Here is a 21,616-nt window from a genome sequence, read left to right as displayed (position 1 = left end):
GTACCCGAGTTTTTTTATGAGACCGAATGCCACAGGTTGTTGAATTTCGCAACACTACTGGGGAATCCCAATTCGGTCTTTTTCCCCATTTGCTACCTGTTACAACGTCATTTGACCACTCAATGGGCCTCTTACCAGCCTTTTGCGGTATGGCATGAGTTTACCTTACGTCCAATCGACTTACAAACACTTTAATTATGAGGATTTTTTTTTACGCTAGTTGTCTCTGTATCCTTTCTGCGACGGCGGGCTGGGCACAAGACCGACAACCGGGTGACACCACAAACACACAACCTCCGGTAACAGACACTGTTAAAATCTCGGAAGAGGACAAGGCTTTCATGGCGCAAACCGATTCGTTGATCCAGGTCGACTCGACAAAAGCCAGGATTGCGGCTGACAGTACCCGTACCGATAGCACCAGAACCGATAGTACCCGTGTTGCCGCGCAAGATACATCGACCGTATCGACGGGCTCCTTTCGCGTAACGGGCACGGTGTCGTCGCCGGAAGATGGACCTGTTCCCGGGGCCAGCGTTATGGTAAAGGGTACGACGAAGGGCGTCGTGACAGATGCCTCCGGTAAATATACCATCATGGTCGAAACAGGTAAGGAGACGCTTGTCGTATCGTTCGTAGGCCTGCAAGATAAAGAAGTACCAGTCAACGGACAGAAGAATATCGATGTATCATTAGAGCCCGAACAGAAAGTCCTTAAAGAGGTCGTCGTTGTGGGGTATGGTACGATGGACCGCGCGACGCTTACGAGCTCGGTATCCACCATCGGTGGCGAGCAGATCGAGAACGACCTGCTGCCCAGCGTCAGCCAGGCGATACAAGGTAAGGCGGGTGGTGTGCAGGTAACACAACGGGGTGGATCTCCGGGCGGTGGCGTCAGCATCCGGATCCGCGGTACGACGTCTATCAATGCCGGTTCCGATCCGCTCTATGTTGTGGACGGGATCCCGGTGAACAGCACGACCAACTTTGTAGGCGGAAGCGACTTCAACTTCGGCGGTGGTACACAGGGTATCAATATCCTTTCTTCGATCAATCCCAGCGATATCGAATCGGTCGAAGTATTGAAAGACGCTGCGTCGTCTTCCATCTATGGTGCGCGTGCAGCCAACGGTGTGGTGCTTATCACGACGAAACGCGGGAAGCCGAATACGAATCAGATCACGGTAAACGCATATGCGGGCGTGTCTGAGATGCCCAAGGAGCGGAAATATGATATGATGAATACGGCGCAATATGTAGATTACATGCGCGACTACTATAAGTACCTGGGTACCGCGCCCCGTCCGGGAACCCAGGTGACCAGTGTGGACACCGACTGGCAAGATGAGATATTCCGCACGGCGCCGATGCAGAACTACGAGATCTCCGCTTCGGGAGGTTCGGAGTCCACCCAATATTATACGTCCATCGGTTACTACAAGCAAGAAGGGATCCTGCTGAACTCATCGTTCGAGCGGATCAGCGGGCGGATGAACGTAGATCATCAGTTCAGCAAACGCCTGAAGCTTACCTCAAACATCAATATCACCCGCGCCATCAATCAACGTGTGCAGGAAGAGAACTCCAAGGAAGGTGCTACCAAGAACGGATTTGTGACACCGCCGAATATCCCGGTGCACAATGCCGATGGCAGCTGGGGCCTGGATACTGTCGTGCTGTCGCGCGAGAACCCGGTGGCCATGCTGGAGTTGCCGGTAAATACGGCCGAGACGTTCCGGATCCTGGCCAATACTTCGCTGGAATATCAGATCATCCCGGGCTTGAGCATCAAAACCAACTGGGGTGCGGATATGAGCTACATCGACGAGCGGTTCTTTATGCCCGGCACCGGCATTCGCGCATTTGTCGTCGATAAGGGTCTTGGTGCGAGCCGCAGCACGCGTGACCAGCTGTGGGTCAATGAGAACACGCTTACGTTCGACAGACGGATCAACGACCTGCACCACATCAACCTGCTGGGCGGTATATCCTTTCAGGGATCGAAGCTGAGCTATGTGGATGCGCGTCGCTCGAATTATAACCGCACCGATATTGAATGGATCTCTGCCGGCGGTACCGTTACAGGTGCGTCGGCCGGTGCGCAGGAGTGGGCGATAGCATCGTATTTCGCGCGCGCCAATTATGGTTTCAAAGACCGCTACCTCCTGACGGCGAACTTCCGTGTGGACGGATCGTCGCGGTTTGGCGCGGACAATCGTTACGGGGTCTTCCCGTCCGTTGCCGCGGCGTGGCGCGTGTCTCAGGAGCCTTTCCTGGCCGGCAATAAACAGATCAGCAACCTGAAGCTGCGTGCCAGCTGGGGTATTACCGGTAACCAGGACATTGGCAACTACGCCAGCTACTCGTTGTATAGCGGCGGCCGCAACTACATCGGCCAGCCGGGTTATTTTCCTTCGACATTGGGCGATCCGAACCTGGGCTGGGAGACCACCGAGCAGATCGACATTGGTGTCGATGCCGGCTTCTTCGAAGACCGGATCACGCTGTTGGCGGACTACTATGTAAAGAATACTTCCGACCTGCTGATCGGTGTACAAATACCACGTACCTCAGGTTTTGCGACATCTTTCCAGAACGTTGGCGAGATCCAGAACAAGGGTTTCGAGTTTGAGATCACCTCCCGCAACCTGATCGGTGATTTCCGTTGGACAACCTCTCTCAATATGACTTTTAACCGCAATAAGGTTGTGTCCCTACCCAACGGCGACATCCTCGGCGGTTTGGGTAACTATCTGAATATAGCCCGTGAGGGAGAACCGTTGGGCTCTTTCTTCGGGTATAGCATGGTAGGGGTGAACACCTCTACCGGTATGATCGACTTCGAGCGCAATGACGGCACGGTAGGCCCGCCGACGTTTCCGGAAGACCGCCGGATCATCGGCAACCCGAACCCCGACTTTTTCGGTGGCATCACCAACACGTTCTTCTTCAAGAATTTCGACCTGAGCATCATGGGGCAGTTCTCGTATGGCAACGATATCTTCAACTACAACTTATTCAGCGGGCTTTCGGGCAGCGGTACCTCCAACGGACTGGTGGATTGGACGCGCCGCTGGCGTCAGGAGGGCGATGTTACCGATGTGCCACGCCCGGCACCGGCCAGCTTCGACAACGCCACGATCTCCACGCGTTTTGTCGAGGACGGATCGTTCTTCCGTCTGCGCAACATTACCCTGGGCTATACCTTGCCGACGGCCATTACCGACCGGTGGCACATCAAGGCACTGCGCGTATATGCTACCGTTCAGAATGCTTACGTGTTTACCAACTACCGTGGTTACGACCCCGAAGTGGGCTCTTCGCAAGGTGGCTCTTTCAACCCGGGCCTGATCTATGGCTACGATTACGGCAGCTATCCGCAGCCGCGCATCTTCACCGGCGGTTTAACCATGACTTTCTAATTTGACGCTACCATGAAAAAAATCAGTTACTACATACTTTTAAGCATTGCATCGCTGGCGGCGGTTTCCTGCGATGATTTTCTCGACAAAGAACCTATCGATCAGATCTCGTCCGACCAATATTTCACGGACGAAAAGAGTGTTACCTCGGCGGTGATCGCCCTGTATAACTCGCTTGTGAATGCCAACTACTACGGGCGGGCGATGCTGATCGTTCCCGAGCTTGCCGCCGGGCAGGTGGTCAGCCTTCAGCAGTACCCGGAATACATGGTGTTTACCAGCAACACGATTAACATTGATAATCCCTGGACGCTGAATATCTGGGCGAGCTCGTATACCACGATCAATGCTGCCAATAATGTATTGGCGCTGGAATCAGCGGAACGCGCTGCCGAAGTGACCTTCAGCAACGAATCCACGCGCAATGCCTTGTTGCGGGAAGCTAAGTTTATCCGGGCGCTTGTGTACTTCAACCTGGTGCGCAGCTTTGGCGACGTGCCGCTGATCACGACGCCAACCACTTCCGGTTCGACCAATCTGCAGGTTGCACGGGCATCTGTTTCGGAGGTCTACGCCCAGATCATATCGGACCTGGGCGGATATGAGGAACTGCCGGGCCGGTATGCGGCGGCGGCCGACATGGGTCGCGCTACGCGTTGGGCGGCGGAAGCGCTGCTGGCCAAAGTATATCTCTACAGCGGTAACTATGAACGGGCGTCCGCCCTGGCGGGTGATGTGATTATGAACGGCGGCTACCTGCCCACCGATAACTACGGCGACGTATGGACGAAAGAAAACAGCACCGAGTCGATTTTCGAGATCCAGTACGATGCGCAGGTACAGAACGAGCTGGCTAAAAACGTGGCCCAGACCGGTGGGATCTTTGGCACGAGCAAAGCCATCTATGACCAATACGATTCCGCCGACGAGCGTCGTTACTTTAACGTCGTGCGTGTGGAAACGGAAAAAGGCGATCAGTTCTTTATCGGCAAATATCCGAGCGGGCCGGCCGTTCAAAACATACCGGTGATCCGGCTGGCGGAAGTATACCTGATCTATGCCGAAGCGGAAGCGCGCCGTGCAGAGAGTGTTACGGAGGATGCGTACAACTACTACAAAGCCGTACGCGATCGCGCCGGTGTGGAGACTCCCGAGATAAGCACGTTTACTACCCTGCAAGACTTCATTACGGTCGTGCAACGCGAGAAGCGGCTGGAAATGATGTTTGAGGGCGAGGCCTGGTTTGACTACACACGCACGGAGCTGGCATTGACAGAAATGATGCAGAACCCCGACCCCGGACGTTTTGTGTTTCCGATCCCGCAGGCTGAGCGCGATCTCAACCCGAACCTGTCGCAGAACGACGCGTATCTGAACCGATAAAAGATAGCTATATCCGCCTACAGCAAAGAGGCCGTCCCTTACAGGTGACGGCCTCTTTTATGTGTGTCTGCACGTAACTCAAATTCATCGAAGCTGTATCGTCGCAACAAATTCGTGGTCCGTACTCCGTTGCGAGATGATAAACGGATCTTCCTTGCGGACGGTATCGCCTTTGTTGATGATCGCGCCGTTATACAGCAACGGCACATTCGCATTCCAGTGCAGGAACACGACCTGATCGAAACCTTTTACCTCGCTCGTCAGATCGTTTTCACCTTTCTTGATCCTGATTTCTTTTTCTTCCATAGCAGGTTGTTTGATGTCAGGTAAAGTAGACAAAAATGACTGCGCGAACAAGCCCTATTGGGTAAAGCTCGGATACAATACATGTAGAGAAAATTCCTCGCACGGGATAAGCGTTCGTCGAGGAAACGTGGCACAACATTTCACGTATACAACAAATAAGGAATACGATTATGCAGCGAACTACATACCTATCCACCCCGTACGATCGCCAGGCACTGGACGAACTCAGGCAATGGCAACACGATATGCAACGCAGACCGTCGCTGCTCAACAAGCTGTCACGCGGCATACAGCAGCGGGTGAACCGTGTGATTCCCGAGAAAGTGCACCGTGCCTTAACGACAGCGATCAAGCAGATGACGCGTGCCATGATCTTTGGTGCGAAGGTCACCAATCGCCCGGTTGTGCGCGAAGGGTCCTTACAAGAGCGTGAGCGGGCGGTAATGGAGCGCATACGTGTCTATAGCAACACGGCCGCAACGGAAGGTGCGATCACGGGCGCCGGCGGGATCCTGCTGGGGCTCGCCGACTTTCCACTCTGGCTTACTATTAAAATGAAAATGCTGTTTGAGATTGCCGCGGCGTATGGATTTGAGACGCGCGATTACAAGGAACGGATCTACCTTTTACACATCTTTCAGCTGGCGTTCTCGAGCCAAAAGCACCGCAATGGCATTTATGCTACTATGGCGCGTTGGTCGGAGGAAAAGAAACATTTGCCCGACGATATCCATCAATTTGACTGGCGAAGCTTTCAGCAAGAGTACCGCGACTATATAGACCTCGCCAAGTTGTTACAACTTGTACCGGGCATTGGGGCGGTGGTCGGGGCGTATGTCAATCACCGGCTTACCTATAAGCTCGGCAGATTTGCCATGAATGCGTACCGCATGCGGTGGCAGGAGATCAATGTTCTGCCGTTGCAGTATGAGCGGGGCGACGCTCCCAGGCTTACTACATCTTTTGCGTAGATCCGTACCCCAAAAGTTTACCTGTAAAATGAGGTATTAAATCAGGGTGTTTTTCCGGAGAATGCATCATGTGCGATACATTTCGCATCAGCACATAGTAACTTGCATGCGTTCCCTGACCCGGACCCCTCTATGTGCAGTAGAAATGTATTTCTGGCTGTTCTCATGCTATGCTGCTTGTCTTCCGTCACGGCCGTGGCGTCGCAGCAAGAGCCTATCCAGCATCTGTTAAGCCGTGCCAACCAGGTATACCAACGCGGTGTATATGACAGCGCTTTGTTCCTGTACCAAACCGTCGCTCAGCGATGTTTGTTTGCCAACGCTCCTCAGCTGCACATCGCCGCCTGCACGGGCATCGGTAATGTGTTCATGAAACGCCGGGACTATGATCACGCGACATTATACCTGGACAGCGCCCGCTCCATGGCTGCCGGGGCGGAGGATCGCAGTGCGGAAGCCGGCGAAGCCTTTTATGCGTGTGGTGTATTATACGACCTGATCAACCAGCCCGACCGGGCGCTCCAGTTTCACCGCGAAGCGTTGGCGATCCGCCGCAAGTTATGGGGAGACCAGCATGCGCAGGTAGCCGAGAGCTACAACGGTCTGGGGGAGGTGTACCGGTACACCTTGCGCGACTACGCCTCGGCCGAGCATAAATTCCAACAGGCTGTGGAGATCCTCACGAGCCTTTCCTCCCCGGATCTCAAACAACTTTACCGTAGTTACTACAACCTGGCGACGACCAACCGCCTGAAGAACGACTTTGAAAAGGCGAGCGGTTATGCCTATAAAGCCATCGATGCACTGGAACGCATGCGTCCGACAGACACCCCCGCGCTGATGCGCTGCTATGGCATGCTGGCCAATATCTATAACAATCAGGGGGCCTTTGAGAAGTCCATCGTCTACTATCGCAAGGCGATCGGCCTGCGCCGGACAAGCGGCATGTTATATACTTCAGAGATGGCTAATGATTACAAGAACTTATCGATTGCGTATACGGAGACCAAACGCGTTGCCCTGTCGCTGGCGTGTGCGGACAGTGCGCGGCATATATTGTTAGCGCGCAACGCCCATGATTCCGCCGAACTTGCCAACGTATCGATCATCCGGGGCAAGGCGTTGCAGGCGGCGGGCAGGAACCCACTGGCCCTGAAGCATTACCACGACGCCCTGGCGATCCTGGAACGCTATGCCGATGCCAACCCCCTGGATATCACCAACGTTTGCCGCCACATCAGCGACGTGCTGGAGGCTGATGGAAAATATAAGGAAGGGTTGCTGTATCTACAGCGAGGTATCTGTGTTGCCGCGGGCGAAGGCATCCATGCCCAGGACGATATGCGCAACCCATCCTTTGATAAGCTAAAGAACATTCCGCAGTGCTACCAGGAGCTGTCGCAGAAGGGTGACATGCTCATGAAACTGGCGGAGGAGCAGGGCCAACCGTATACCTACTGGCGCCTGGCCCTGGAGTGTTTTAAGCTTTCCGACAGGCTTATGGACCTGCATTGGCAGGCGCAGGACCGCGAGAGCTCGCGTCTGCGCTTCGTCAGCATCAATTACGCCATCTACGAAGCCGCCCTGGCGTGTGCGCATCACCTGTATGGGCGTACGGGCGACGTGCGGTATATCAGCGAGGCTTTTTCCCTGATCGACAAAAGCAAAGGCCGGATCCTGCGGGCGCGGCTGGAAGAGGTAGGCCGGCAGTTGCAGCGGCAAATACCCGACAGCATCATGCAGCAGGAGCGGACGATACGACATGCCATTGCCTCGTTACAACAGCAGTTGAGTAAACTCCAGGCTCCCGCTGATTCGCTGGAACGTGTCATCAATACCGCACTGGTGGCAGAGGAAGAAAAGCTCCGGCTGTGGCAGGAGCGGACCGGCGCCCGATTCCCGGGGGCCGTCGTGGTCGATCAACCTGTCAGCCCGATGGAGCTTGCCATGCTGAAAAGTAAACTAGGGGATAACGCCGTCTTTGTCGAATATTTTACGGGCAAAACACATATCTATGCCGTGGCCATATATGCGGGCAAGGAACACTTGTTACGTTTTCCGGTCGGCACAACAGAAGAGGACGTCCGTACGCTGGGCGAGCTGTTGGCGGCCGGTGTGCGGGAGAAACTGCTGCGTGACGACTATGCGGTCTATACACGGCTGGCAACCCGGTTGGGAGAAACGCTTCTGGCTCCGGTCTTTCGGGCCTGCGACCTGAAAACCGACCAGGCACTGCCGCCTGTGTTTATCGTGCCCGATGGCATCCTGAACCTCTTGCCCTTTCAGGCATTGCTACTGACCGCCCCGGACCGGGATGGTGTTGTAGACTATCGTCAGCTGGATTACGTGGTGCGCCACGCCTCGGTGGCGTATTCATACGATGCAGCGTCGCTCTTTGCCCACCCGGCAGAACGCACGCGGCGCCGGAACCTGCTGGCGTATGGTTGGTCTGACGGCACGGAACAAGTCGCCGGCGCCGGTAGCCTGCCCGGTGCGCGCCAGGAGCTGGAGGCCATCGCCGGCATCATGCGCGGCACGTTCGTAGCCGGCCGGGCAGCCGGTAAACGCTCCTTCCTCGAACAAGCCCCCGACTATGCAGTGCTGCACCTGGCCCTGCACGGTAAAGCCGACGCGCAGGATATTTACAACTGCTATTTACAATTTCAGGACGGGAAACTCTTTGCGCATGAGCTTTATAGCCTGCGACTGAAGGCGGACCTTACCGTATTAAGCGCCTGTGAAACAGGCTACGGCAAGTCGTTTCGGGCGGAAGGTGTCTACAGCGTGGCGCGTGGCTTTTTCCATGCGGGCGCGCGCAACGTGGTCATGTCGCTGTGGCGTATAGACGACGGCACGACGGCTTCGCTGATGCAAAAGTTTTACGCGGGCCTGGGACAGGAGACCATCGGTACCGCGCTGGCCGTGGCGCAACGTGAATATTTGCAGGAAGCCGACCAGTATACAGCGCATCCCTCGTATTGGGCGGGCATGGTGTCGTGGGGGAATACTCACAAAATTACACCGGGAGAGGAAGATCCCTTCTTATACGGTGTGGTGTCGGGTATGATCTTTCTGGTTTTAACGGGAACCCTGCTTCTCACCTGGAAAAAGGTAAGAAGCAAGGTATCTATACCGGGTTTACCGGCACCCGCAATGAAGTATCTGAAAGAGAACGTATAACAATAACGATAGCGAGGCTATTGCCGCTGACCCTGTGCGGATCATCATCATCGGGCGGCTGTCGGTAATGTCGTTGGTGTTGTTATTTTCGTTTTGTGCTGCCATGACGGTTGGTGTTAGATTTGACGCTGCTTACGGTAGTGTTGACTTTCTTGGTCGGCTTCTTCATGGCCGGCCTTGCGTCCGTAATGTCATTGGTGTTGTTTGTGTTGAGGGTTTTTGTTTTTGGCATACATGTGGGGGTTAAAGGGTTATATATAGATCACTCTATTTTTTGTAAGATCTCCCGGGCCCGGTCTGCATAACTACCGCCTTCGTCGGCCAACGTATGGAGTACGCTCTTTGCGCGATCGGCGGTTCCCGCTTTGAGATACGTCATGGCCAGGTACCACTTTGCCTGGCTGGCAATGTGGCTGTCGCCGCCGATCGAGAGGAAGGCTTTGGCTGCTGCATCCAGTGAGTCGAGGGCCAGGTAACAGTTACCGAGGTATAACCGGATGTTGTCCTGTTCCTGACGGTCGGCTCCGGACAGGGAACGAAAGAGCTGCAGCGCTTCCGGATAGCGGCCTGCACGGTAAGCGGCGGAAGCTTTTTCCCGTGCCGAGGCCGTTGTTGTGCCTGGCTCGCCGCGCACCGAGGGGTTGAAGACGTCGGGGTACGGTCTATAGTATGTTTCGTACAGCGCCCGTGTATCTGCCGGCGTGGGGCGCAGCAATAAGACCGAACTAACGATCAGCATCAATACCGCGGCGGCAGCCCAGTATACATAGGTGCGGTACAGGGGGATGATCTTCTTGCCGGCCGTGCTTTGGGCCGTCGTGGCAGGATGTGCCGCCAGGCCATCGGTTTCGGCTTGTGTTTTGATCTCTTGCTCCCAACCGCGAATCGTCTCGGCAAAGGGCTGTTGTTTACCGTAGTAAGCAATACCGTCCATGATCTCGCGGTAGGAGCGGACCTTGCCCGCGAAGGCGGCATCGGCCTGTTCCCGTTCCAGGAACGCCTGGCGCTCGTCCAGGCTCAGCCGGCCTTTGTGATAATTTTCAATCCATTCGAATTCCAGTTCCTCGTCCATCACGCAATGATTTAAATACCCCTCTATGCCAGGCTGTCGCGCACGATATTGTGCTTGTCGACCAGCTCCTTCAGCTTTTTCATACAAAGATGTTTCTTCTTTTTCGCCACCGATTCGCTCTTAAAGTTCAGCTCGGAGGCGATGGATTCCATCGAAAAGTCACGGTAGAAACTGAGTACCAGTACATTTCGACAGGTTTCGTCTAGCTGGTTGAGCAACCGTACGATCACCTCCTTGCGGTAGGCGTCTTCCATATCGTAGTCGATACTGACATGCTCCAGCGCGTGCTCGTGGACGTTCTCCAGCGACGTTTTATTCTTTGGCTCCTTGTTCAGCACCTGTAACATGATGTTACGGCCGATCGAGAACAGGTAGGTGCTGGCTTTGATCTCCTGCATCGCAACCTTGTCCTCCCGTACGTTGAAATAGAAGATATTGAAGGAGCGCTGGTAGGCGTCTTCGACGTCTTCGATGCGGCAGTAGTAATGCCGGCTAAACCACGACAGGAATTCAGGCCTCATATAGTTATACAGTGCTTTCAAAACCAGGTGATTGTCTTCTTTTATATCTTTTATCAACGACCGGATCCGCAAGTCCATTATAATATTCCTTTGTTCATCAAAATAACAAAAGGTTCTCCTAAAAACCATTTTTATTTTCTGTCGCCTGGCGATTGAAAAAGATATTTAAAGGAAGTAAAAAAATATTTCTCTTTTCCGGTAACCACTTGCCCGCAGACCGGACAAAGCCATTGAATATAAAAAGGAAATCCCTTTAACCCCTTTGTATATGACTAGACTACTGGTATGTGTCGCGGTGTATTGTCTTATCCCGGTGCTCACGGCATCGGCCATCGTCAAGTACGACGAAGGCAGGATCGAGATCAATGGCATCCAGCTGTTGCAGGACAGCGAGAACAGTAATGCATACTATTACATACCGCCTTACCCACGGGTGTCGGTACTCGAGAACGGCGACTTTGAGTTTTCGTGTATCAAGTACACCGGGGGGACACGCGAGAGCTCAGGCGGGCTGTTTCATGTGCTCGTGCAATTCTCCCTTTCTCCGAACGAGACGCGTTTGCTAGAAAAGAAATTACGGGAGAGATTCCCCAAGGCGTCGTTAATGGGCGCGGTGCCGATGCAGGAATACGACGACCGTGAAACAGCCCCGGGCTTCCGCATTGTATCCACCATACTCAACCCCGGCGGTGATAATCCCTTTACTGCCCGGGTGATCACTTCCGGCAGTGCACCGTTCCTGCCCGATTCGAGGGCAGCCATCGCGGCGCACCTGCCGCCGGAAGGTGCTACCCTGTTGTGGGAATCATTCAGCAATGCAACTTCCGATGTATCCGTGGTGGTGGAAGGATACTTCCGGGCCAAGATCAAAGCCTATAAAGCGCGGGTGAATGCGGACCTGGAACTGGTATACAATCACTTCAGCTCGTTCCAAAACAAACAATCGGGCTTCAGCCGCCGGCAGGCCACGCACGTACTCGACAGCCTGTGTCAGTCCGGCGCGATTACCATCGACGTCGCCGACATGACGGCCGGTCTCGACATCAAAAGCGAAGTATACCAGAACATTCTCAATATCATTACCGAGCGGGTGATCGACACCATGTTTGATGTCAATGCCGGTTGGGCCAAGGCGCCGGCTACCGCTACGGCTGCACAGCCGTCTGACCTCAAGGAACGCTACCAGCGTGGCGCCTTTGTTCGCTTCTTCGCCGGTGACGGCACCCAACAGTATATTCCCGACGACCAGCTGGTTTTAAAATCCAAAAAGGAGGTTCGCAGCTTTCACTTCACCCTGGACATGACACAGTCCACGGTCATTAAAGTGCCGGTATACTCTGCCGGTAACATTCGCGGCTTTTACGATGCCTTTAAGGATGACAAACGTTACTTCCGCATTGTCGACATGAACGACCCTGATTTTCAGCAGCGCGACATCCATTTTCAGATCGACGGTGCTTTTACCCATGCCTTTGGCGACATTATCGACCAGGCATCTGTGCTGGTACAGAAAGATTATCCGGATACGAGCGCCAACAGCTACAACGGGGTGGTGCAGTTCAACAAGACGGCCATCGACTCGGGCAACGTCATCAAGTCTCTGACCTACCAGCGTCTTGGCGACCGGACCAACGGGTGGTTGCACTATAAATACAAAGTGGGATGGAAGTTCATCGGCATCGACAGTATGGTGACGACGCCCGCTTCGGGCTGGCTTTCAACGGACCTGCCGTCGGTATCGATACAGCCGCCCTTGCAACAGACCACGATCGAGCTGGGGGTTAACAAACAACTGCTGGACGAGCACAAGATACAGACCATTCGCGTGCGATTCGCTTCGATCTTATTCGGGCGGCCCTACAAAGGCAAAATGCTGGTATTGCGGAACAGCGATGCCGAGCCGCCCAAGGTAACCATATACCACGACCCCGGTCAGCCGATCGTCTACCAGGTGAACTGGTATTCTACAAAAAAGACCGTGGAAGACGACCTCAGGGTCCTGGCCGACGACTTCCTCTTTCTGATACCCCCGGATATGAAATAAATACCATGAAAAAGATTGGCTTTATACTCTTGCTGGCAGGCATGACATCCCTGCGACTGGTTGCTCAGCCGGTATTGATCGAAGAATATGTCGAAGCCGCGGGACTGATATGCTTCCCGGTCTATGGCGATAGTCTCACCTTCAAGTACCTGCCGTCGCGCGGGCGGCTTGCGACCGGTGCCAACGACCTGCCGGAGTTCTCGTTCCTGCAGTATGCTATGGTAAAGACCGACGGCCCGGCGACGAGCAGCGCGATCACCGAAGCGAGTGGCGGCGCGCTGATCCACTTCCTGGTGCTGTATGATACGCCCGAGGACCAGGTACGCAAAGCCGAGAACGAGCTGCGGCGAAAGCTGAAACGCCGTGAGCTGGTCCTGACCGGCCCGGTAGAGATCAACGCGGGCAAGTTTATGCTGGTATCCAGCCTGCTCGTGGACGGTAAGGAACAGAAGGAGCTGATCGGCACGGGCATCGCCCCGGTATTTCAGAATTCCAAAGTAGCCTTTTCTTTCCTCGTGGAGCCGCTCAAGGCACAGCTGCTGATGGAGAGCTTCAAAATGAACACGCCGGACATTTCTATTACGTTCGACCTCGAGTTTTCAGGCCTGACGAGCGCATACAACGGCCAGCTGGTGGTGGACTGGTCACAGGTACAACACAGTGAATATGCGCATGAGAGCGTCGACGCGATCTTTTACAGCCGCGACGTGGAAAAGACTTTCGGTTCGCTGGTGCAGAACGGCGCCATTCGCATGGAGTCGTATGGCAAGGACAGCATTGCGTCTGATCTGCTTACCGTGGCCTATGACCGGCTGCTCAAGCTCATGTTCGACCCCGTACGTCCCGACTCTATTCCGCCCGAAAAGACCCGCGGTGTACTGGATGAGATCTTCGGCAGCCGTGGACTGTTGGGCAGCCTCGTCGGGGGATCGGATATATATAAGAAACAAACCATCCGCACCAGCGGCAAGACCGTGGTGCAGATCAACAGCCGCAAGTTGGTATCTCGCCATCACCTGCTGACCTTCAACATCGGCGACCTGCACAAACGATACGGTGCGGACGCGCGCATCTTTCGCAAGGCGGCCATTGACGACCCCACGTATCAACAGCGCGAGGTGCTGGTAAACCTCGACGGCAGCATTCGCGACGAGTTCGAGAATATGATCAACAGCGTGAGTGTGACGCTGCGCAAACGCCACCAGAACGGCGACGAGACCTTGCGGGAAATGTTCCTCAGCCAGGCTTCATTGAAAGATTATACGGGCAACGCCAAAATGATCTACCTCAACAAGAGCGACGCCAACCGCACGGACTGGTTACAGTACGATTACAACACCCAGTGGCATTTCAAGCGCGACGGCAGCTACAGCACGGGGTGGGTGTCGGCCAATACTCCGGTCATCAACCTGCACACGCCCTACAAGTATCGCCGCATCGACCTGATGGGGGATATGATCGCGCTGCAGAAGGCCGGGATCGTAGCCGTGGCGGTGGACATTGAATACCCTTTCTTTGGCAACACCCGCAAAGACCGCATGACCATCAAACCGGGGAAGCCCGGTAAAGATAATGAAGACTATAGCCTGGAGGCCATCCTGCCCCTCGGTACGGATAAGGTCAACTACAAGGTGACCTGGATCTATAAGGAAGGTAAGAAAGTCGCCGTCAGCGGCGAAGACGAATACGGTGTCATTCTCATCGACGAAATCCCGGTAAACAACTAAGCGTCATGAAGACCGGCCTGATCATATTCCTGTTTTTGCCTTTGTCGTTACGCGGCCAGCTATTGGAAGAGTCCTCCCGCGTGGCAATACCGGTCAAGGGCACCACGGTGGTGGTATATGCCATGGCCGACTGCGCGCACTGCTACTACTACCTGCCGCCGGCGCTGCACGTTTCACAACGTCACGACACGCACGTGTTGGAAGCCTCCTTCATATCCTGGGAACAGGAGGGGGGCTCGCCGGCGGGGGGTATATTCCACGTATTGACCGACTGGGGTTTACCCGCCCATGGTGAAGACAGCGTACAGGCTACGTTGCGCAAACGGTACGATTCCCTGGCGGTATTGTCTGGTCCGGCCGTGGTGCGCGCCGCCGAAGAGGGGATACGTATTGTGGGAAAGGACAACCTGAGCACACTGTTAACCCGCAGTGTACAGCGGGCGCACGTGCCGCCGACCACGCCCGGCGCCCGGATGGCACTGTCCTTCCGGTTTGATGCGGACGGGGTCCAGGAGTTCAAGCGTTGCCTGCGCGAACCGGAGGGTGTCACCGCCATGCTGGCTGTGACCTACTACTATGCCCTGCGGTCCACGCGTGGCTCCGTGCTCGACCGCCCGGTAACCTTGCAATTGCCTTTTAAGACCATTCTGAAACAACTAACGGTAACGCCATGAATACGATGCGCCTTCTGCTCTGCATGCTGTTTGTCGTAACCATCAGCCCGGTGGCCGCCAAGCCCACGGACATTTACCTCGTGATCTATACCACGCACGACGGGCACACCGGCCACGTTGGCCTAGCGGTCGACAACTATACGATCGTTGTGCGCGACACAGTGATCAACCACGTCAAGACCACCTGCAACGATACCGTCCGCACGTTGTCGCTGACCTACTTCGACCTGTGGGGACCGGCTGAGATCCGTTGGGACGAGCATGCCGACAACCTGGCATCGCGTTACTTTACGCTGCCGCGCTCGTCGTCAGAGCCGCGCATTACGGCAGACTATTTCCTCTCCCGCGGCTTACCGCACAGCTATGACTATCCGTGCGATGCGCTGGTACGCCTGCGTACCAGCCCGACCCTGGACGCGCGTCTGAAAGAGATAGCGGCCGGCATCCAGGTTGAGCGGCCGTATTTCAATTCCCGGGAGTACAACTGCACGGACTTCGTGCTGCTGTGTTTGAACCGTTTGCTCCATACCAACCTGGAAGCTAAAGAATATATACCGTTCACCTGGTCGTCGACCCCCAACGAGTTTTATAAGACCGTCGTCGCGCAACTGCCGGTACAGATCATGAAGGCTGCCGGCGACGAGGTCGGTAAATCGTTCGTCCAGGAGCGTATCATCAACTCTGTATTATTTAATCAATCTACACACCATGAAAAGACCAATGATTAATTGTTTCGTGCTGATCGGATTCCTCCTATCAGCATGCCTGACTGGCTTCTGTCAGGTTCTCGACTCTGAGAACAAGGTAGGCATTACCCTATCTGACGGACTCCAGGTGATCTGCTACGGCCGCGCCAACACGGCGTCGAGCGCGAACTACAACCTTTTCTCGAACGAGTATTATTACCTGCCCACGAACCTGCGGCTTTCCAAAAAAGACGACGGTACGCCCGAGTTCATCTTTGTGAAGTATACCACGGAAGAAACGGTGGCTGCCGGCGGCGTGCAGGGCGCTCTCATGCATTTTCTGATGGAATGGGGGCTGACACCGGCGCAGGAAAAAGAGCTGCAACAGAAGATCGCTCAAAAGATCGGTGATCTGAAAGGGGTAAACCCGAAATATTCGCAAGTAAAGAATCCCAAGGTGATCGGGCCGGTTACGTTAAAGTCGGATATAGAAGGCGAGACTTTCCGCATTATATCGGGTACGCTGACCAATGAGAAGTTTACGCCCAACATGGTTACGACGGGTAAAGCGGCCCCGGTGCCGGGTGCTAAGATGGCTGTGGCGGCGATCCTGGAAAAGAACGGTGCACAGCTGCTGGCGGCAACCTTCGAGAAGGCCCGTTCCATCACGGACGTGTCCCTCAACCTGCGTTTTGCCTATGAGGTATTAACCCCAGCCGTCGATGGTGTTATCACGGTCAACTGGACGGAGATCAGCCGCCTGTACCATGAATATAGCCGTGAGTATACGCACAAGGACAAAGACGACGACACGATGCCGTTCAGCAACAGCTTGAAGGATGATGAGATCACGGACACGGAAAAGGATTCGCTGGTCAGCTTCCTGATGAAAAATAAGGCTGTGGTGATCAAGCTGGACCAGCTGAAACCTGATAACCCCATTGCAAAAGAGGTAACCGATGCCTTTATGGAATACTTCCTGTCGTCGGTAGCAGAAAAGGATTTTTCTGAACCCGAAGAAGGCAAGGCGGCGACGAGCCCTGCGCCGGGTGAACGCTACCAGCCGTCGGAAGACCTGTATAAATACACCTTCAATACCAAGCGTATTGAAACCAAGACAAAAATAGGCGTCGAGACGTACAGCCTCAAGCTGCGCATTCCGGTAGTACACGAAACCATCCTTACCGAAAACCTGGCCTCGTGGTATGACGGCGTGAAACACAACGCCAAATGCGTAACGTCGGTGAACCTGAACGATCCGTTCTTTCAGCACCGCGAAATACACCTGATCCTCGACGGCCAGGCTGAGCAGATGTTTGGCGACGAGGTAAACGCCGTGTCGGTCGACATTCGCAAGAAGCGCAGCAGCGGCAACGACTTCCAGGACGCTATTACCATCGATAAAACCACCCTGACAAAGGGCACGCTCGCCAGCCTGACCTATGCCCGCGGCGAAGATAAAAACCCGGACGTGTACGAGTACCGCACCAGCTGGAACCTGAAGGGCAATATCTACCCGACCGATCCGAAGTGGGAGAAAGGCGACTGGAAAGGCATCAACCTGACCGCACCGGTATCTCCGCGTACGATCCAGTTTGAAGGTGACCTGACCCAGATGCAGGAGATGGGTATTCCCCGGGCTACGCTGCAAGTGCGGTACCAGAAGTTTGGCAAAGAAGTGGAGACGAATATCCCGCTGACCGTTTCAAAGGGCCAGTCATTGATCGAAAAGACGATCTACACAGACAAAGACACCCGTGGCTATGTATACCGCCTGATCCTGACGCCGAAGACCGGTGAGAAGTGTGTGTTGCCCTGGGAAGCCAAGATCAACGACGACTATGTGTTTGCGGTGATCCCCGACGCGCTGCGCGACAAAGAATCAGAAATATTCAAGCAAGCTGTGGAACTGGGTAAAACCATTCTTTCGCCCAAAGACGGTGAAGTGAATAAAGTAGACAAAGTGCTGGACGGCTTCAAGGAAATATTCGATACCGTTAAGAATTGACCGGACTCACGGGCGCTGGCTGTGGGCGGCGCCCGCTCTCTAACTCAAAAACCCAAGTATATGAAATGGATCTTCTGTGTATGTATAACTGTCCTTACCCTGCTGGGCGTCCAAACTGCCCATAGCCAGAAGGTAATGCTGGACGAACCGATCAAGGCCGGGCCGCTGACCGTGTTCCCGGATGTGGCGGATAAGAACTCGTACTATTACGTTACCGATAAGCCGCGCATTGCGACGGCTGCCAACGGTAAGCCTAAATTCTCATTCCTGAAATACGTCGACAATAACGCCGCGAACAAGGAAGGCGACGGGGGTGGACTGGTGCATGCTGTCGTGGTGCTGGAAGTAACCGAAGAGCACCGCCGGCTGGCAGAGCGCGAGCTGCAACGCATCAAGCCCGGCGCGGTGTTGAAAGGCCCTATACTGTTTACCGATGGTACGATCGCCCTGATCTCGTCGATCGCCAACAAAGACGGTGAGTTCACCAAACAGGTACTTGGCGTGGGCAAGGCACCTATACTCGACGGGCACCAGGCAGCGATCTCTGTGTTGTTGAATAAACAGGGCGCGAAGATCCTGTGGGAATCTTTCAAAACACCGACGCCGGATATGAGCGTGTCGTTTGAAATGACCATGCAAGGCTATCGCTCGCCAAAGCGGGTCAAGATCGAAGCGAACTTCGATCAGATGTATGAAGCATCGACCTTTCAGGCAGCCGCCTCTATGACCGGGCCGGTGCTGCTGGCGGGGGAGATCAATGCTACGTTTGAAGACCTGCGCAAGAGCGGCGCCATCAAGGTTGAGCAATACGGCGAGGACGAAGACCTGGAAAAGGCACTCGAGACGGCGTACAATAAACTCACATCGATGATGTTCGATCCCGCGGGCGGCACGGGCTCACCGAGCCTGAGCCAGCTGGGCGCATCGACCGGTGTGGGCGGCGCGAGCCTGCTGGACCGAGCCACAACGCGATTGAATGAAGAGCGTAACAGCGCACGCACACAGAACGCGGCCGTCCGTGCGGAAAATCGTGCAAATGCCGACCGGCGCAACAGCGCTTCCTCCAGCACCGGCAATACCGGCAACGGTACAACGACTACCACCGGCGGGACGACGTCTACGACCAGCACGGGGAGTACGACAACGGCATCCACTACCGGAAGTACAACTACGGGGGGGACAGACGCGTCCTTGCGCGACGACGTCCGGATCGGCCCCCGCCGGGCGATGGATGTAAGCCAGGGCTATACCGGCAGCAGCGCCGTCAGCCAGCCAGCCGACATTCCGGAGGTGGACGTGCCGTCAATCTCGATCATGGCGAGCTACCAGATGAAGAAGATCCACCAGTCCGGCAACTTCAGCATCGACCTGAACAAATATACCGTCGACAACCTGGTGCTGCGGTTTGACGAAAACTTCGGGCAGATCAAATGCACGGACTGTTTCCGCGAAGCCAACCTGGAAGACCCGCTGTATGTACAGCGTGATGTTTTTGCCTACCTCGACGGCTTCAACTCCGAGGACTTCGGCAAGTATATCAATTTTGCCAACGTTACTATCCGCAAGAAGCACGAAGGCGGAGACGTAACGAACCAGGAGATCCGTATTGATAAAACGAACTTCAATACCACCGGCAACACCTTCAAGGTGATCTACGGCTGGAAGAACGACGCTGATCGGCTGAAATGGCTCGACTACGACTATAAGGTTGTTTGGAATTACTTCGGCGGCTTTACCGAAGAATCTCCCTGGGTTACGTCCAGCATGGGCTCTGTGCCTGTTTCGTCGCCCTATGTGCGCAAGATGGTCGACATCGAGGCCGACCCGGCGGTATTCGAGGAAAAGGGCGTGCGCTCGGCCGAGGTAAAGGTTACCTATACCCTGGGCGGAAAGGAGCAGGTGCGCAACTTCCGTCTCGATCCGAAGAAGACACTCTCGGGGCAGATCGACCTGCTCATGCCGGCGCAAGCGCTGGCCTACGAATACGAAATCAACTGGATTCTCAAGACGGGTAAGACCGTCAGCTCAGGCAAGCTGCCGGGTACGAGCTCGCTCATCTTTGCCGACAATCTATAACGCTCTTGTCTATGAAAAAGCATATCAGAACTATAGCCCTTGCGCTTGCATTCACCGCCGGCATCGTGCCGGCCTTGCTGGCGCAGCAAATCATTGTTTATTTTCATGCGCCTACCGCCGCGATGACGGCAAACTTCACGGGCGCTACGGCTTCCTACATACAGCCTTCGAACTGCGGCGCGACCTCGTACGGTTTCTCGCACGTCGTGCTCGACAATCAAACCGCACCGATCTTCCGAAGTGCTTTCGCCGGCCTGAAGATCGTGCAAACCTACGACTCGCTGACCAACACCAGCTCTATTCTCCGTCGCCGGTTGATGCAGCTTCGCAATATGTCGAATGGCCTGGTCGACACCGTCGAGGTCAATCTGTATGACGACCATGCCGGCATCGCGGCCCCAGGTCCCTGCAAATGTCGTGACAAGATCGGTTCGCTCTACGGCGTCTGGCCGTGCGCCAGCAGCGAGCGAAACCACACAACCCGTGTGTACAAAGGCTGGGTGATGCTGGGCGAGCTGGCGGCTAATCACATCATGGGCACATCTTCTCCGGATTGGTGGGCGTGGTATAAAACCGTGGTGCACGAATTTTCTCACACCCAGTTTGCGCTCGAGTACAATGCTGCCAACCAAATCGTTCGCAACAAATGGGGTACAAATGGCCTTGCAGTGTCGTATGGTGGAGACAAAGGACATTGGGGCGATGAGCTGCAGGCCGACGAGCAGTCGGCGCTGGATGAAGGTCTTGCTACGTTCTGGGGACTTGAACGTCACACCAACGGACGCAGTAATTTGTTGAGCTGGCTCAATCGGAACGACTCGCGTTTCTTCCTGGGCAGCCATTCCTTTTTAACCGGCGTGCCTGACATGTGGGACAGACCGCACGTAATGGAGTTCACGACAACCATTCCCGAAAACCGCGAAGTGACTCCACCACACCGCAGCAGGATCACACTTGTGAACAGCTATATTCAGACCGGTGCACGCTACGAGCTGAGAAGTTACCGCTGGCTGGATGTGCCGGGCAAGTATGTATTCTACAACGAGATGATGTTCCAGGCATATGGGTGGTTCTTCTTCGACCAGGCGCTGCCTACCCGCACGGAGGCATTTGATGTCATGATGCGTGCCGCCCAGGTTATGACACCGCCCAACAACCGGCTGCGCTATCCCGGCGTCTTTGCTACGGCCCTGGCCAACGAGTTGGAAGCGTATGCCCGCACGGCCGCCGGCAGAGCTGCCGAGACGAACCACCGCCTGGTGTCCAGCATGTTTGCGTATGCGCTGTACGACATCGTAACTCACTTCGATATAAGCGATGCCGAACTCAGGACCAGGTTTAGCAGCTCGGTGGTAACGGCGGCGCCGCCACAAGCCGTTACGCAGTACTTTACGCACCGGGCCGCCGTCAAGGCACTGGCATGTCCACACCTGGGCGGACCTAACTGTGTGGGTACCGGCGCGATTGATTTTGCCCGCGCGGTGACCGAGGTCAGAAACTACTTTACGGACTCCAGCCGCATACTCCGCTAACCGCTGTGATATTT

Annotated in this window: 15 protein-coding genes; 11 read left to right on the top strand and 4 right to left on the bottom strand. The window is 55.0% G+C overall.

The window, feature by feature from the left end; translation table 11 throughout:
- The first annotated feature begins 341 nt into the window (after positions 1-341).
- Together KK078_RS13630 and KK078_RS13625 are read left to right on the top strand one after the other, a co-directional pair.
- Positions 342-3,422, top strand: a complete 3,081-nt coding sequence (locus KK078_RS13630; RefSeq protein WP_254090838.1) for a SusC/RagA family TonB-linked outer membrane protein — start codon at positions 342-344, stop codon at positions 3,420-3,422.
- 12 nt (positions 3,423-3,434) lie between these two features.
- Entirely contained in the window at positions 3,435-4,805 is a 1,371-nt protein-coding gene (locus tag KK078_RS13625) for a RagB/SusD family nutrient uptake outer membrane protein (RefSeq protein WP_254090837.1), read from the top strand.
- 84 nt (positions 4,806-4,889) lie between these two features.
- Here the strand turns inward: KK078_RS13625 and KK078_RS13620 are convergent, their stop codons facing one another.
- On the bottom strand, positions 4,890-5,111 hold the full coding sequence (locus tag KK078_RS13620; RefSeq protein WP_254090836.1) for a hypothetical protein: 222 nt from the start codon (positions 5,109-5,111) through the stop codon (positions 4,890-4,892).
- 170 nt (positions 5,112-5,281) lie between these two features.
- On the opposite strand from KK078_RS13620, the gene KK078_RS13615 reads away from it, so the two are divergent.
- Positions 5,282-6,082 (top strand): EcsC family protein, encoded by an 801-nt coding sequence (locus tag KK078_RS13615; RefSeq protein WP_254090835.1) that lies wholly within the window; start codon positions 5,282-5,284, stop codon positions 6,080-6,082.
- A 132-nt stretch (positions 6,083-6,214) separates the two neighbouring features.
- Entirely contained in the window at positions 6,215-9,262 is a 3,048-nt protein-coding gene (locus KK078_RS13610) for a CHAT domain-containing protein (RefSeq protein ID WP_254090834.1), read from the top strand.
- A gap of 82 nt (positions 9,263-9,344) precedes the next feature.
- Here KK078_RS13610 and KK078_RS13605 read toward each other — a convergent pair whose 3' ends face one another.
- From KK078_RS13605 to KK078_RS13595, 3 genes are read right to left on the bottom strand one after another with little or no spacing between them, the layout of a single operon-like run.
- A complete protein-coding gene (locus KK078_RS13605) occupies positions 9,345-9,494 on the bottom strand; it encodes a hypothetical protein (RefSeq protein ID WP_254090833.1) in 150 nt (49 codons plus the stop codon).
- 30 nt (positions 9,495-9,524) lie between these two features.
- Positions 9,525-10,334 carry a tetratricopeptide repeat protein gene (locus KK078_RS13600; RefSeq protein ID WP_254090832.1) on the bottom strand — a complete coding sequence of 270 codons (810 nt, stop codon included), beginning with the start codon at positions 10,332-10,334 and terminating at the stop codon, positions 9,525-9,527.
- Positions 10,335-10,357: 23 nt separating this feature from the next.
- A complete protein-coding gene (locus KK078_RS13595) occupies positions 10,358-10,933 on the bottom strand; it encodes an RNA polymerase sigma factor (protein WP_254090831.1) in 576 nt (191 codons plus the stop codon).
- 190 nt (positions 10,934-11,123) lie between these two features.
- On the opposite strand from KK078_RS13595, the gene KK078_RS13590 reads away from it, so the two are divergent.
- Genes KK078_RS13590 through KK078_RS13560 form a run of 7 tightly spaced genes read left to right on the top strand, consistent with a single transcriptional unit; the run spans position 11,124 to position 21,602 of the window.
- Positions 11,124-12,899 (top strand): hypothetical protein, encoded by a 1,776-nt coding sequence (locus KK078_RS13590; protein WP_254090830.1) that lies wholly within the window; start codon positions 11,124-11,126, stop codon positions 12,897-12,899.
- Positions 12,900-12,904: 5 nt separating this feature from the next.
- Complete coding sequence (locus KK078_RS13585; protein ID WP_254090829.1) at positions 12,905-14,626, top strand: hypothetical protein; 1,722 nt, start codon at positions 12,905-12,907, stop codon at positions 14,624-14,626.
- Between the two features lie 5 nt (positions 14,627-14,631).
- Complete coding sequence (locus tag KK078_RS13580; protein ID WP_254090828.1) at positions 14,632-15,300, top strand: hypothetical protein; 669 nt, start codon at positions 14,632-14,634, stop codon at positions 15,298-15,300.
- On the top strand, positions 15,297-16,028 hold the full coding sequence (locus tag KK078_RS13575; RefSeq protein WP_254090827.1) for a hypothetical protein: 732 nt from the start codon (positions 15,297-15,299) through the stop codon (positions 16,026-16,028). The genes KK078_RS13580 and KK078_RS13575 overlap by 4 nt, the downstream gene beginning before the upstream one ends.
- Positions 16,009-17,994 carry a hypothetical protein gene (locus KK078_RS13570; RefSeq protein ID WP_254090826.1) on the top strand — a complete coding sequence of 662 codons (1,986 nt, stop codon included), beginning with the start codon at positions 16,009-16,011 and terminating at the stop codon, positions 17,992-17,994. Before KK078_RS13575 ends, KK078_RS13570 begins: the two co-directional genes overlap by 20 nt.
- Before the next feature lie 60 nt (positions 17,995-18,054).
- Positions 18,055-20,070 (top strand): hypothetical protein, encoded by a 2,016-nt coding sequence (locus KK078_RS13565; protein ID WP_254090825.1) that lies wholly within the window; start codon positions 18,055-18,057, stop codon positions 20,068-20,070.
- Positions 20,071-20,081: 11 nt separating this feature from the next.
- On the top strand, positions 20,082-21,602 hold the full coding sequence (locus KK078_RS13560) for a hypothetical protein (RefSeq protein WP_254090824.1): 1,521 nt from the start codon (positions 20,082-20,084) through the stop codon (positions 21,600-21,602).
- The last annotated feature ends 14 nt before the right edge of the window (positions 21,603-21,616 follow it).

The organism is Dawidia soli, assembly GCF_018598185.1.
Classification (GTDB): domain Bacteria; phylum Bacteroidota; class Bacteroidia; order Cytophagales; family Cyclobacteriaceae; genus Ohtaekwangia; species Ohtaekwangia soli.
The sequence above is the reverse complement of the archived record's forward strand: the minus strand, read 5'-3'. Positions and strand labels throughout refer to the sequence as shown.